The 13391-nt window shown below is 35.2% G+C and carries 12 protein-coding genes; 5 read left to right on the plus strand and 7 right to left on the minus strand.

Annotation, left to right across the window (positions count from 1 at the left end):
• Positions 1-2 precede the first annotated feature (2 nt).
• From H9635_RS18455 to H9635_RS18485, 7 genes are all read right to left on the minus strand, one after another.
• Entirely contained in the window at positions 3-1556 is a 1554-nt protein-coding gene (locus tag H9635_RS18455) for a type I restriction-modification system subunit M (protein WP_191701787.1), read from the minus strand.
• Between the two features lie 13 nt (positions 1557-1569).
• Positions 1570-2169 (minus strand): restriction endonuclease subunit S domain-containing protein, encoded by a 600-nt coding sequence (locus H9635_RS18460; protein WP_191701788.1) that lies wholly within the window; start codon positions 2167-2169, stop codon positions 1570-1572.
• Between the two features lie 130 nt (positions 2170-2299).
• The gene (locus H9635_RS18465) at positions 2300-2677 is read right to left on the minus strand and encodes a hypothetical protein (protein WP_191701789.1); all 378 of its coding nucleotides are present in this window, start codon (positions 2675-2677) and stop codon (positions 2300-2302) included.
• Positions 2678-2731: 54 nt separating this feature from the next.
• Positions 2732-5479 carry a type I restriction endonuclease subunit R gene (locus H9635_RS18470; protein ID WP_191701790.1) on the minus strand — a complete coding sequence of 916 codons (2748 nt, stop codon included), beginning with the start codon at positions 5477-5479 and terminating at the stop codon, positions 2732-2734.
• A 538-nt stretch (positions 5480-6017) separates the two neighbouring features.
• Complete coding sequence (locus H9635_RS18475; RefSeq protein ID WP_191701791.1) at positions 6018-6302, minus strand: hypothetical protein; 285 nt, start codon at positions 6300-6302, stop codon at positions 6018-6020.
• Positions 6256-6393: a hypothetical protein gene (locus tag H9635_RS18480; protein ID WP_191701792.1), complete on the minus strand. Its 138-nt coding sequence runs from the start codon at positions 6391-6393 to the stop codon at positions 6256-6258. Before H9635_RS18480 ends, H9635_RS18475 begins: the two co-directional genes overlap by 47 nt.
• A complete protein-coding gene (locus H9635_RS18485; protein WP_191701793.1) occupies positions 6386-6550 on the minus strand; it encodes a hypothetical protein in 165 nt (54 codons plus the stop codon). The genes H9635_RS18480 and H9635_RS18485 overlap by 8 nt, the downstream gene beginning before the upstream one ends.
• Positions 6551-6945: 395 nt before the next feature.
• Here H9635_RS18485 and H9635_RS18490 point away from each other — a divergent pair, with 395 nt between their 5' ends.
• The 5 genes from H9635_RS18490 (at position 6946) to H9635_RS18510 (ending at position 12921) form a co-directional block, all read left to right on the plus strand.
• Positions 6946-7797, plus strand: a complete 852-nt coding sequence (locus H9635_RS18490) for a ParA family protein (protein WP_191701794.1) — start codon at positions 6946-6948, stop codon at positions 7795-7797.
• Positions 7778-8149, plus strand: coding sequence for a DUF5388 domain-containing protein (locus H9635_RS18495; RefSeq protein ID WP_191701795.1), 372 nt, complete (start codon positions 7778-7780; stop codon positions 8147-8149). Before H9635_RS18490 ends, H9635_RS18495 begins: the two co-directional genes overlap by 20 nt.
• A 344-nt stretch (positions 8150-8493) precedes the next feature.
• Positions 8494-9012, plus strand: a complete 519-nt coding sequence (locus H9635_RS18500; protein ID WP_191701796.1) for an RNA polymerase sigma factor — start codon at positions 8494-8496, stop codon at positions 9010-9012.
• Positions 8985-9896 carry a sigma factor regulator N-terminal domain-containing protein gene (locus H9635_RS18505; protein WP_191701797.1) on the plus strand — a complete coding sequence of 304 codons (912 nt, stop codon included), beginning with the start codon at positions 8985-8987 and terminating at the stop codon, positions 9894-9896. The genes H9635_RS18500 and H9635_RS18505 overlap by 28 nt, the downstream gene beginning before the upstream one ends.
• 1474 nt (positions 9897-11370) lie before the next feature.
• Complete coding sequence (locus H9635_RS18510) at positions 11371-12921, plus strand: primase C-terminal domain-containing protein (protein WP_191701798.1); 1551 nt, start codon at positions 11371-11373, stop codon at positions 12919-12921.
• Positions 12922-13391: the final 470 nt, after the last annotated feature.

Genomic DNA, 13391 nt, shown 5'->3' on the forward strand with positions numbered 1-13391 from the left:
CCCTACACCCCCAATTCTTTAAAGAACTTCTCTAATTCAGAATCTACTTCTGCAATTTCTTTATCGATTTCTTTCAGACGGTTTGCAACAACCTGTAAATCAATTTCTTCTTCTTCCTCAAACGTATCAACATAGCGAGGGATGTTTAAGTTGTATTCGTTCTCTTTGATCTCATCTAATGTTGCTGCGTATGAATATTTCTCAAGTGTTTCTCGGCTTAAGAACGTAGCTACAATTTTCTCTACGTTTTCATCCGTTAAGATGTTTTGATTTTTGCCCTTTTCAAACTCATTTGATGCATCAATGAAGATTACGTTGTCATCGTGTTTACGACATTTTTTGAATACTAGAATACATGTTGGAATCGATGTACCGTAGAAAATATTTGCTGGTAAGCCGATAACTGCATCTAGGTAGTTTTTGTTTTCGATTAAATATTGACGAATCGTACCTTCTGCCGCCCCACGGAATAGGACACCATGGGGTAATACAACGGCCATTGTACCGTTATCGTCTAATTGGTGAATCATATGTTGAATAAACGCAAAGTCTGCCTTTGATTTTGGTGCAAGTTTACTGTAAGCACTAAAGCGCTCGTCATCTTTGAATTTGTCATCAGCACTCCATTTTGCACTGTATGGCGGGTTTGCAACAACGGCTTCGAATCGTTCGCCTACGTGTTCAGGTTCTTCTAATGTATCAGCATTACGAATATCGAAACGTTGATACTCTACATCATGTAATAACATATTCATTCGAGCTAAGTTATACGTTGTTGATGTTTTTTCTTGACCAAAGAATTTGAAAACTTTTGCTTCCTTTGCAACACGTAATAATAATGAGCCCGATCCACATGTAGGATCATATACGTTTTTTAGTTCTGTCTTCCCAGCAGTTACGATTTTCGCTAAAATTTTAGATACTTGTTGTGGGGTATAGAATTCTCCCGCCTTTTTCCCTGCGTTTGCAGCGAATTGTGAGATCATATATTCATAAGCATCCCCAAGTACGTCTATTTCTACGTCATCTTGTAAGAACGGGATATCTGCGATGCTTACCATGATTTTAGCGATTAATTTTGAACGTAATTCAACTGTACGTCCAAGTTTTGATGAAGCTAAATCCATATCATCGAATAAATTTTGGAAATCATCTTCACTTTCTGCTCCAAGCGTCGACTCCTCAATTGCTATAACGCCTTTTTGTAGTAATTCTACGTCAAATGATCCTTTATCGCCTTTTCGGATTTCAGTAATCATAGAAGAGAATAAGAATTTTGGTTCGATGATATATCCTAGTTCTTGGATAAGATATTCCGCTAAGCCTTCACGATATTCTTCATTTTCCCATGCTTTTTCAAAAGTAGTGTTATCTTCTTTTAATAGCTCATTCGCACGAACTTCTACTTTTTCTGATAAATAACGGTAGAAAATTAAGCCGAGAATGTAGTCTTTAAATTCAGAGGCTTCCATTTGGCCACGTAAATCATTCGCCATATCCCATAATTTTTTGTGCAGCTCAGCTTGTTGCTGGCGCTGTTTTTCAGATGTTGTCATCTTTATTCCTCCATTAGTTAATTGATTTAATATTGCTCAAATTGACTAGTTGCTGATGTGTTAATTGTGCCTGTAAGTGTATTTTCTCTTTAAGTAGCTGTTCTTTATGCTTAGAGAGTTTTGAAACTTTTCCAAGTAACCTTTGCCGTTGGATATCAGGCAGTTGTAGATTTATTTCTTTTAAGTGCGCAAGTGAAATAGTGGAAATAACACTTCCTTGTAGACCAAGTAAAATTTGCTTTTGAATAAAAGGGTGTTCATTAAAATACCATTCGAAATAGTCAATATCAACAGAATCAGGTAACTGGATTTTTACAAAATTAGTCGTTAACAGCAGTCCAGCATATTTATGTGGTAAGCGAGCAACCTTTTGCGTGAGTGTGTGTAAAACTAAGCTCTCAGTATCAGTAATAGCGGTAGAAGGCACCTTACCATGATCAAGAAAAACGGTGGAGCTTTTTTCAATCGACATTCGGTAAGACAGACCCAGTGTTTCATTGAACTCTTTTAAAGTGAGTAAGTTAATTTCTACGTGATTTGGGTCATTTTTAGTGGTCTCAATGCGTGAAAGATAGACACCCTGTGTTAAGTTTGCGATTTCTTGTAACTTCAAAATTTCACCACCTTTTGTTCATCTCTCCGCCTATTGTATATGTCATTTTTAAAAATAGCAACAAAATATTTTTGTTGTTTTTAAAAATGACAAAAAGCAAATTGTTTAATGTGCTTTTATAAGGATTAAATTATCTTGGAGAGAATGCGCCCCCCTGATATGTTTTATAACCATTAAATTTTTTACATGCATGATTTTCACTTACTTCAATTTTGTTTAGTGCTCCACATACTTTACTTGTAAAATTCACACAATTAAAACAACGTTTATATGCTTTATGATGCGTTAAATAGACACCTAATTTTTTATATTCTTGATCTGACATCCCTTTGGGAGTATGCGCTATTTTCTTCTTAGTTGAATTTTTAAGATTACTAGTACTCTTAAAATTATTCTCAACGTTATTCAAAGAGTTTAAATAGGTTTCTTTGGCACTTTTAATAGGTGAATTGGTTTTAGACTTAAATGCAGATGTTTTATTAAGCTTTTTAATTTCCTTGTTTTTCACTAAATAACCTCCCACCTAAGATAATATTGTTGAGAATTAATTTTTGGATTAATGCTAAGCAAATTTCTTCGTATGTTCAATAATGAAGTCTTTCACACGTGTTACAAGCTTTCGTCGGATAGGGAAGATACCCGGTAAAACATCCATAATTTCTTTTGTGTTAATAAGTTGGCTAAATTCATAGGTAGCCACATGTTGTTTTAATACATGGTCTTCTACACCAATTTCCTCTGCAAAGGTATGAATTTCTTCTTCACGTACTTGCTCTTCATATGCATTATACGCATCATCAATCGAATCTTCTTTCGTAAGTGTTGGAGCAACCTTAGTTAAGAATCCTTTGATTAAATCCATTTTTAAACGTAAGTCAGCATCTGAAGCTCGTTCTAGTTCTTGTGTAATCAAACGTATATCTTGGTCCAACTTAGATTTGTCATCGACATCAAGATTACGAATAAGGTTCATGATATAGCTTACATTTATTCGGTCCGTATGCATCAGCTCTAATTCAAAGTCGATATCCTGTAAAATGGACACTTTTTCAATTTCACGTTTTGTCTTATCAACAATTTTAAAGTATTTACTTTTGAAGTCTTCATATGTCTGTGCATCTATCTTTAATTTTTCTTCATCAAACTCAAAATCGGAGAAAGATTGAAGACGAAGTAAAAGCTTTGTTACATTTTTAAAAGCGATAATAAATTCTTTTTGATCTTCTTCGCGCTCTAAACTATCAACAGAATCAGGCGTAGGTGTAATGGCCACTAATTTAGCACGGGCTTCAAGGAACATACCTAAATAGTGGGTATAACTTTTCATCAAAACATCATTAACCGAATCTGTTTGTGAAAATAGCTTAATGGCATCATCGGTCGCTTCCTTTAGATTTCGGTAGTTGACGATATTTCCATAAGGCTTTGTTGACTCTTTTACGCGATTCGTACGGCTATAGGCTTGCAATAAATCATGATGTTGCAGTGATTTATCAACATAAAGCGTATTTAATGGTTTACTATCAAAACCGGTTAAGAACATACGCACGACAATTAGAATATCGATTTGTGCTGCTTTTACGCGTCGAGATACATCTGCAAAGTAACGGTCCCACACATGGGTAGAATAATCTGTTTTAAATAGCTCATTATAATCCGAAATCATACGATCTAGGGCATCACGTGAATGTTCCTCACGCCCTTCACTTTCTTCATTCGCTCCAAACGAAAAGATCCCAGCAATCTTTAAGTTATGATCTTTCTTTTTGAAAATATTATAGTACTTGATAAGTGTCGGTATAGAATCGACAGTAAACATCGCACAGTAACCTTTGCTTTTTGAACGTCTTTCGTGATTAGCGATAATGTGATCTGCAACTAGTTCTAAGCGCTCCTCGTGATGCCACACTTCATCCGTATCAATACCCTGTACTTTGGTTTGGTCGCTTTCATCGATATTGGCGTTAAAGGTTTTAATATATTCAACTGAGAACCCAAGTACATTCCCATCTCGAATCGCATCTTTAATTAAATAATGGTGCAAGCATTTCTCAAATAAATCAGCTGTGGTACGCCCGTCTTGACTTTTATTTTCAGCAAAACGTGGGGTACCTGTAAAACCAAAGTACTGTGCATTTTCGAAGTGTTTAGCAATGTCATTACGCATTTTCCCAAATTGGCTGCGGTGACATTCATCAATAATGAAAATAACACGTTCATTTTTATAGGGTGCCATAATTTCTGCATAACGTGAATTCTTCACAGCATTCGCCATCTTTTGAATTGTTGTGACGATAAATCGATTCATTGGATCTTGGATTTGTTTAACTAATACATCGGTTTTATCTGTTGTATCAACGGCACCCTTTTGGAACTTATTAAATTCTGAAATCGTTTGGCTGTCTAAATCTTGTCGGTCAACTAGGAAGAAAACTTTTTGGATATGGTGTTCATTTGATAAGATTTGACCCGCTTTAAAGGAAGTCAGTGTTTTTCCTGAACCGGTAGTATGCCAAATATAGCCGTTATTCTTTGTCTGCAATGCACGTTCTAGTAGCGCTTCCACTGCATAAACCTGGTAAGGTCGCATTACCATAAGTAATTTATCAGTATCGTTAATAACCATATAGCGTGCAATCATTTTTGCTAAATGACATGGCTGCAAAAATGATTTTGTGAAATCTTGTAAGTTTGTAATGAGTTCATTATTAACATCCGACCAAAAGAACGTGAAGCCAAAATTAATCTCTCCGTCAGCGTTAGAGAAGTATTTCGTATCAACGCCATTACTCACAACAAAGATTTGAAAAAAACGATAGAGTCCTTTAAATGAATGCTTACGATAGCGCTGAATTTGATGAAAGGCTTCTTTAAAGTCCAGCCCTCGACGTTTTAATTCAATCTGAACAAGAGGCAGTCCATTCATTAAAATCGTCACATCATAGCGATTGGAATATTTTCCTGCTACTGTTGTTTGTGTTGTTACTTGGAATAAGTTTTTACACCATTCCTGTTTGTTGAAAAGTTCTATGTACAGCTGTGAACCATCTTCACGCTCAATTAATTGTTTATCACGTAAAATTTTAGCTGATTCGAACACACTTTTGCCATCAATTTTCGTAAGTAGGCGTTCAAATTCTTTATCTGTAAGTGGCTGCCCATTTAGTTTGTTTTTATTAAATATATTTAGTTGTTTACGGAAATTTTCTAGTAATGCATTGTAATCTTTAATAGTTACCGACTCATAACCTTGTGTTACGAGTTGTTGCAGCATATTTTTTTCAAGTAGTGCTTCTGATTGATAAGACATAGGAACCCCTCCGATTCATTAATACTATTATACTGAATTAAGCTATCTTTAGTTTCGAGAATGTGGAATATTTATTACAATGAAGTCGAATGCGAACGGTAAGTCATTCAAGAATCCCACCCGTTACAATGTAGATGTAGGGATAGCGGCTTTAGTCGTGGGAGTCTCAATGCAAACGACGGTATAAGTGGAGAAAGGGAACTTTTCAAAAGTAGAAATTCTAATTTTGAAATATATACTCATTCACCAAAAAAGAACTTCTATATATGAAAAAGACATGGCGCTTCATTTGAAGAGTCATGTCTTTTCAATAAGTTTTAATGTTGTCCGCTAACGTCTGGTACATGCATTAGAGATTAAACGTATCAGGTTTGACGATACCTAGTCATCACGTATTGGTATTGTTACATCGCAATTAAATTAATCATCATAAGGATAAAACTTTAAAATATATACCTAACAAAAGTAGAAATTTCTACTTTTGTTAGGTATTCTTCTGTTATTTATCCTCGTGAAACGCCTTTACCATAAACTTGAATTAACGTTGCTGGCGATCTGTTAATTCATTTTTCACGTAACTATCAATTATTTTCTGCAAAATCACATACGTTTTTCCTTCATCCATAAATGAACCAAGTAAATTGATTTCACTGTGAATGACAGTCGGCACTTTTAAACTTTTTGTACTATTTGTTTTCCCGACGCCCATCTTTTTACGTGGTGTTGCCGGTCTAATTTTGGTAACCGCATTTTTAACAACTACAGGAGTTGGCGTTTCAATAGGGGCAACAGGTTCTTCCTGTAGCAGGGGGACTATAACCAAAATCCATATCATTTTTCTTTACCGGCACAGCTGGCTTCATAATCGGCGGCTTTTTCTTCTTCTTAATTAAACCGCCTTTTTCATTACTCATACTTACCAGCCTCCTCGAACTGAGCAAATTTCTTTTCTAACTCCTCAATTACATCTAATAAAACCTGATGCGCTTTACGATTGTGCATATCATTATTTGTAATGTCCGTTACATCCCACGCTTTTAAACGCTCTAAGTGCTTGATGACATTCTCCATAACGTTATCTTCTCCAAATATTTCTTTCGCACGCTCGATCGATCGTAGACATGTCTACACGACCACCTGGACGAAGTAATACTGGTAACCCATCAGCTACTTGAATATCTGCATTTGTTAAACTAATTCTGAGCTGTCAACGCAATTAAAATCAGAGCTATTTCACTTCAAAACCTACCAGTATACAAGTATATCAGTAGACTAATCTACAAGTATATCAGTCTACAAACAAACATCCCTAATCATTTAGAATACAGCCTTTTAAAATAAATCCCTCTAAAAACGAATAACTTATTTCCCTTCCCTCTAATTCCTTGCTATAATCTACTTATCTACACGTCTACAAATCTACATATGAATGAAAGTATGTTTTTAAAATAAAGGAGGTAGTGGAGATGGAAAAAAGAGAAGAAGCAATCATAGTAACGTTCGGTAATTTCAAGGGGGGTACTGGGAAGACAACTAACAGTACGATGATAGCCTATGCGTTATCAGAAATGGGTTACAAGGTGCTTTTGTGTGACCAGGATCCTCAGGCAAATGCGACTACACTATTCTTAAAAACAAAAGCTTCAGTGACCGATGAAATCGTAACATTTAATAAAACATTAATGGCAGCAATTCAAGAGGAAGATTTGGGGCAAATTGTAACCGAGGTTAAAGAGAACTTATACCTTTTACCGAGCTTTAGTGATTTTGCCTTGTATCCACGTTATCTTGAAAAAAAATTCCCTGCAGATACGAGCTCACGGGTGAAATATTTTGCTTCATTAATTGAACCATTAAAAAAGGATTATGATTTCATTTTTATAGACGTACCACCAACGATTTCTGTAATTACGGATGCAGCACTGTATGCTTCGGATTTTGTCGTTGTCGTACTACAAACGCAAGAAAGAAGTTTACAAGGTGCTGAGGTATTTACAGGTTACTTACAATCATTAATTGATGAGTATGGAGCAGACTTAGATATTATCGGGATTTTACCTGTTCTTCTTAAAAACGGAGCAGCGGTTGATTTAGCAACTTTGGAAAACGCCCGTGAAATTTTTGGTCCAGAAAACTTATTTGAAAATGTAGTAAACAATATGGAACGATTAAAACGTTTTGATATAACAGGAATTACGAATGAAGATATGCATGATCGCAAAGTTCATAAAAGTTATGGCATTATCGCTGAGGAATTTATACAGCGTCTAGAGTCTGAGTTAACGGAGGTGACTGGTGTTGAGCAACTTACTAAATAATAGTAAAAAGAAAAAGTTATTAGATCGTGGGCCTAAAATTACCCCTGCTCAAGAATTTACTCTTAATGATGCTGATACGAAAGAAACTGAAGGAAGTTTGGTGGAACCTGAAGCATTAAAAGTAGTAGTAAATGAAAAACCGAAAAAGACAAAACAAAGCACGACAACGGTTCGTGTTGAAAAATTAACGAGAAGCAAACTGAATGCACTCGTTCAAATGGGCAAGGCAGAAACGGTAGATGTGTTAGTAGATATCTTGATTGATGAGTATGTTAACCATCAGCTCCTTAAAGATGAAAAGAAAACATATGATATTCTTTTAAATGTCCTCCGTAAAAAAGAACAATCGTAGTTTTTGAACTGCACCCACCTCTAACAATAGGAGGTGCAGTTTTTTTTTGTAAGGCGTACAGCCAACATTTCGGAAATTTTGTACGCTATTGATATTTCAAACCAAAAAAGTCGAATTCCCGTACGCTAAGGAATCGGCTTTTTAATTTGCTTGTTAAGCTACGGCCTCTGAATGTTGAACACCCAATATTAAATAAGGACATTTAATATTGGGTTTGTCACAACTACTATTACTAAAAGACATTTCGCCCATTATTAACTAATTGTTAGAGAATAGAATATAAATTATTCTATTTTGTCTACTTTTTCAATACTTCAATCGTTGTATTAATGAGGGGGGAAAATATGAATCAAAAAGATGCTTTCACCTCCTATCTAATTCAAGTTGGAGAGGAAGTGTTTCTACTTTTACGCTCGAAAGGGGCATCAAAAGAAGATGCGGAAGACATTATTCAAAATACATTTTATAAAATCTATTCAATGTTAAGTGACTTGGACGAAAAAACCGTTCGCCCGTGGTTTTACCGAGTTTCCCTTAATGAGTTTATTGATTTAAAGCGAAAAAAATTTCAGCATAATGTACCGCTTTCCGATGAAATCCAATCAAAGTTAACAAGCGGTAATGCGGATTTTGAACAGCTTTTCAATCAAGACGAAATTATGTACTTATTAAAAAATGTAAAAATGGAGTATCGGGAAATCTTTGTATTGAAATATTATTACGAGTTTTCGTACGAGGAAATCGCCCAATTACTCCATTTGCAAGTAGATAATGTAAAGAAAAAATTATATAGGGCAAGAAAAACAATTCGTACGGAAGTAGGAGGGATCATGACATGGGTTCACCGATTCAAAAAGCATTAAAAAAAGCGAAAATAAAACATTGGGTTACTATTACTATTATTTCGATAGCAGTTTGCGTCGTTTTACTTTTTGCTTTCAATAGATTTGGAAATTATTTATCAGCTCAAAACACGATGCGATTACACGACAATCTATTTTTACAACATAGTATATCTCAACCAAATGTGAACATCGATTCTCAGGTAACTGCTAATTCTTCGATGTTTGGTGGTAATATAATCACAAATCGTTCAAAAAGTATAAATGGTTATCTAATCCCTTGGAGTACATTAACGAGTTCTTATTCGTGGTTTGGTGCTTCTATTGACCATAATGAACTAATTCCTGGCTTTCATTCAAGCGGTAATAATTATTATGAATATGATAAACAAACGAAGCAAAAAGTAGCAACGTTTTATCATCCAGCAATTGAAGAATATTATGATGGGGTTCAAAATCAACTTGAAGCTGTTGTTCAATTAGAAAATCAAGTAGCTGAAGTAGCAATATCATTCAAGAAACCTTTAACAATGGAACAAGTACGAGAAAACATACCTAAAAATTTAAATATAGCGTGGCTTTATATGACGTCAAGAATTGTCGATGAAGCTCCAGGACCTTCAGGTTTACCCGTTTACGGATATAAAGATTCTGAGCTGTCGAAGGAATCCTTCGATATGTTTATTGAAAACCTTAAAAAATATGATGAAAGAGGATCAATGGAGGAAATCCAAAAATATATAGAAGAGAATGAAAACAAACCATTTAACGAAGTTACTATACTGGGTGTTATGCTAACAGGTCGTACTGAAAGCTTTAATGAATTGCTAGGTAAAGACTTTATTCGAGGAGCATCTGTAGGAGTAACTGCACCAATTGTTCCGTATATTCAACCAACAAAATAATCTTTTCATATATGTAACAAATACAAATAGAAATACAAGCTGTTGTTTTAAATGGCTCTCAATCTATACAATAATAGTGACAACCTAAACAAGGATTGACACTATACTCGATCTAATGATAGACATAATCTAGCGTGATTGTTGAACAAAATTAAAACAGCTATTCAATTCATATATAAAGCCCCATAAACGGTCGTTTATGGGGCTTTATAAAATGACATTTCATATTTTATAAGAATGGCTCGTCCATAGCTGTACCCCTGTAAAAAAAAAATTTAAAAACAAAAAAGTCTACTGGTATACTCATCTACATGTAGACAGGTCTACTAGTAGATCAATATACAAATCTACTGGTCTACATACATTTCAAAAACCTTATTATATCAACGGTTAAACCATATATAATAGTCTACTAGTCTACGCATCTACAAATAGATTGGTATATGAATCTACACATCTACAAGTAGATTAGTCTACTAGTCTACTTTCCTCTTAGAAAGCCGAAAAAGCCTATTGCATCTAGGTTTTCCCATAGTTATAATGCAAATAACAGAATATATAGGCAAAAGAAAAAAGCCATTCCCCAATGTCTTTCGCCGGACAAGGAATGACTTTCACACGATTAACAACTAAATAAGTGAGTGTTCGCAATTAACTAACCTATCGTCATTAATCTACAACAAAATAAAATAGCGTCTTCAATAGATCGCTTATCTTGTTGCTATAATTTGTAATGGTGTGCTGGTAACACGCCATTTAGTAATACAATATTACGTTGATTATAGCAATTGTAGACCTATTTTTCAATATTAATATATTGAAAATTGGTTTTGTGCACTCTTTTTTAAGTGTGCCTTTTAACGAGATAGCCGTGGACGCATACCATGTCCTGGGCTATTTTTGCGTTTCAAAGCAAATGTAGAACTCGGAGCCACTGTTCACTTTAGTTCTCAAATTCCTTACATATGTGCGTATTTCAATTTAAGTCATTAATATTATAAAAAGATGCAAATATGACAATGGGGGATTAAGCTGACTGACTGCACATATCAATATACCTATAGAAATTTTACAAAAGGAGTAATAATTTCTAAATATTAGGAAATTTTCGGTTGCAACAGCCTTATGGAACTACTATAATTTTAGGTGTATTTAAGTGTCACAGTAAAAAAGAGAATAAAAAAGAAGCCATTCCTATAGTCTTTGGCCGGACGTGGAATGACTTCAACCTATTTTCCCAGTGATCGATTTATACGAGTGAACGTAAAGGCGAACGCTAGGTAACATAGCTATGTGCTACCAACACATAATTATGTAAAAAAATTTCTAAAATCTGTACCGATTATATCAACTTGAAATTCCAATTACAATACCATTATGTCCAAAAGTCATATTTGGTGATTTTTCGACGAATTTCTTTTAGCTATTTGCGTTCACTCACTCACTTATTAATTTAAGGGAGAGGTGTGCGCAAATGGCTATTTTTTCATATGCAACTAAACAAGATAAACTAACAACCATCATTGAAACAATCATGCACGAGGGTCTATTAACTTATCATCCGAAATCTTCAGCTGCACCCCTAGATTTGCAATATAGAGCAAAGCAACTCGACAAGCTCCACAAAAAAGGGGCTGTCTTTGCTGTGCGCGATAAAAGCCATTTTGAAAGTGGTGTGAAAGGCTATATCATCACATCAAATGAAACGCTCATTAATCAGGCAAATCAAATTTCACATTTCACCCCAAACGTTTATCGTCGCTATTACTATGCAGATGACAAACGCCAAACTATTAAAGGTTTTGAAGAAAAAAATCTCTTACAAATTAATACATTCGTCATCGATATTGATACGCAGCGTCATAGTGTAAATGATATTTTATTAGCTTGTATCAACGACAGTATTGGCGAGCCAACACTTATCTTGAAAACCGATCGAGGGTATCAGGTTTATTTTGTCCTGGCTGCACCTATCTTTATATCAAATAACCGAAAATTTATAAGTTTAAACGTGGCTAAACGAATTGCCGACAATTTAAAACGTAGCCTAGCGACTGTAGATGCCGACATTTACTGCAATGACTTCGGCTTTTTCCGTATGCCAAATCATCAAAATGTCGTTTGGTTTAATGAACACGCTACATACCATCCAGCGAAACTGATTGACTGGTCACAACGTATCGACGATGACAAGGGGCGCCAGCTATATGTTGTCCCAACAAAAAAACAACAAACATCCCTACTAACATCAGAGTGGTTTTTGCAATTGATTCAAACAACAGATGTAAAGGGGGAAAAGGGTCAAATTGGGCGTAACAACTATTTGTTTACGCTTGCTTTAGTGTGCTATCAAGACGGGCGTGACCAAAGCTATGCATTTGATTTACTGGATCAGTTTAACTCACGCTTACGCACACCACTGCCAGTAAAAGACCTAGATACAATTGTTGAATCAGCTTATTCCGGGCGCTACCACGGACCCAAAAAAGAATACGTTGAGCAGCTTATCGAATTATACGCACCACAGCACACAGATATTAAAGTATCTTTTGGTCAAACAGCATGGTACAAGCATAAAAAAGCGCGTGAAGACCGTGAACGTAGCCATTTAGACGAGTGGGAAGAAGACATTACGAATTGGATTACGGCAGAAAAACACGTTTCTGAGCCGTTTATTTGGCGTACACAAAAAGAGCTGTGCAATGAAATCGGTATTTCCAACAGCTCGCTAAATAAGCTACTGAAGCAATCTAAAAAACTACTAAAGACAACAACAGGTAAAGGCCGTAATGCAAAAACAGGGTGGACAACTGTTAATCTATTCATCAGCTATATCATTTGGTTAAAGCAGGATATGGGCGTGCGTTTTGCTAAGTCTATCCGTGCACTTGTTGAGGAACAAATTGAAATAATTGAACATATCGCAGGTTACGAGACACTCATCACAAACATAAAAAAATTAGAGCAAGAACAGCTCGTCATCGAACAACTGACCATGAAAGAAACACTATTGGGCACTGGTTAATTAAATACTCCACTCCGCCAATACATATTTCTATTATCCTAGCTTTTTCTTTTTCGGAGATTGTTATAGATATTGTCTAGATATATTCATTGTTTTGTTTTTGTTGGAGAACAAAGCCCAAAGCGGGAGGCGTTCCGCAGGCAAGCTTGCTGGGCGAGGACCTTAAAACATGGTTAATGATATATATTTGGGTTTCAGTAGCCAATTTTAATCTAGGGGATATGACTAGAATTTTGAATTAGAGAAGGTAGGTTGAGGAAGCAGAAAGGGGAATAAGGATGGAAAGAGTTAATTTCTTTTATAATAAATCATTTTACGAAAAAGCAGAGGAAACCTTTTTTATACACAAAGCAATAATTGAAGAGGTACTATCTGAATGTGATGTGCAGCATGTGTAACCGCTAAAATAAACTTAACAGTTTTTGCTCATTTCAAATGAACACTTTTCATCTAAATAATAGTTTCCTGTA

The organism is Solibacillus faecavium (assembly GCF_014836905.1).
GTDB lineage: Bacteria > Bacillota > Bacilli > Bacillales_A > Planococcaceae > Solibacillus > Solibacillus faecavium.

Excerpts from the sequence above, each read along its gene's own strand:
- H9635_RS18470 (WP_191701790.1), bottom strand. The coding sequence starts at position 5,479 with ATGTCTTATCAATCAGAAGCACTACTTGAAAAAAATATGCTGCAACAA.
- H9635_RS18510 (WP_191701798.1), top strand. The coding sequence starts at position 11,371 with ATGGCTATTTTTTCATATGCAACTAAACAAGATAAACTAACAACCATC.
- H9635_RS18500 (WP_191701796.1), top strand. The coding sequence starts at position 8,494 with ATGAATCAAAAAGATGCTTTCACCTCCTATCTAATTCAAGTTGGAGAG.
- H9635_RS18455 (WP_191701787.1), bottom strand. The coding sequence starts at position 1,556 with ATGACAACATCTGAAAAACAGCGCCAGCAACAAGCTGAGCTGCACAAA.
- H9635_RS18505 (WP_191701797.1), top strand. The coding sequence starts at position 8,985 with ATGGGTTCACCGATTCAAAAAGCATTAAAAAAAGCGAAAATAAAACAT.
- H9635_RS18485 (WP_191701793.1), bottom strand. The coding sequence starts at position 6,550 with ATGGAGAATGTCATCAAGCACTTAGAGCGTTTAAAAGCGTGGGATGTA.
- H9635_RS18480 (WP_191701792.1), bottom strand. The coding sequence starts at position 6,393 with ATGAGTAATGAAAAAGGCGGTTTAATTAAGAAGAAGAAAAAGCCGCCG.
- H9635_RS18490 (WP_191701794.1), top strand. The coding sequence starts at position 6,946 with ATGGAAAAAAGAGAAGAAGCAATCATAGTAACGTTCGGTAATTTCAAG.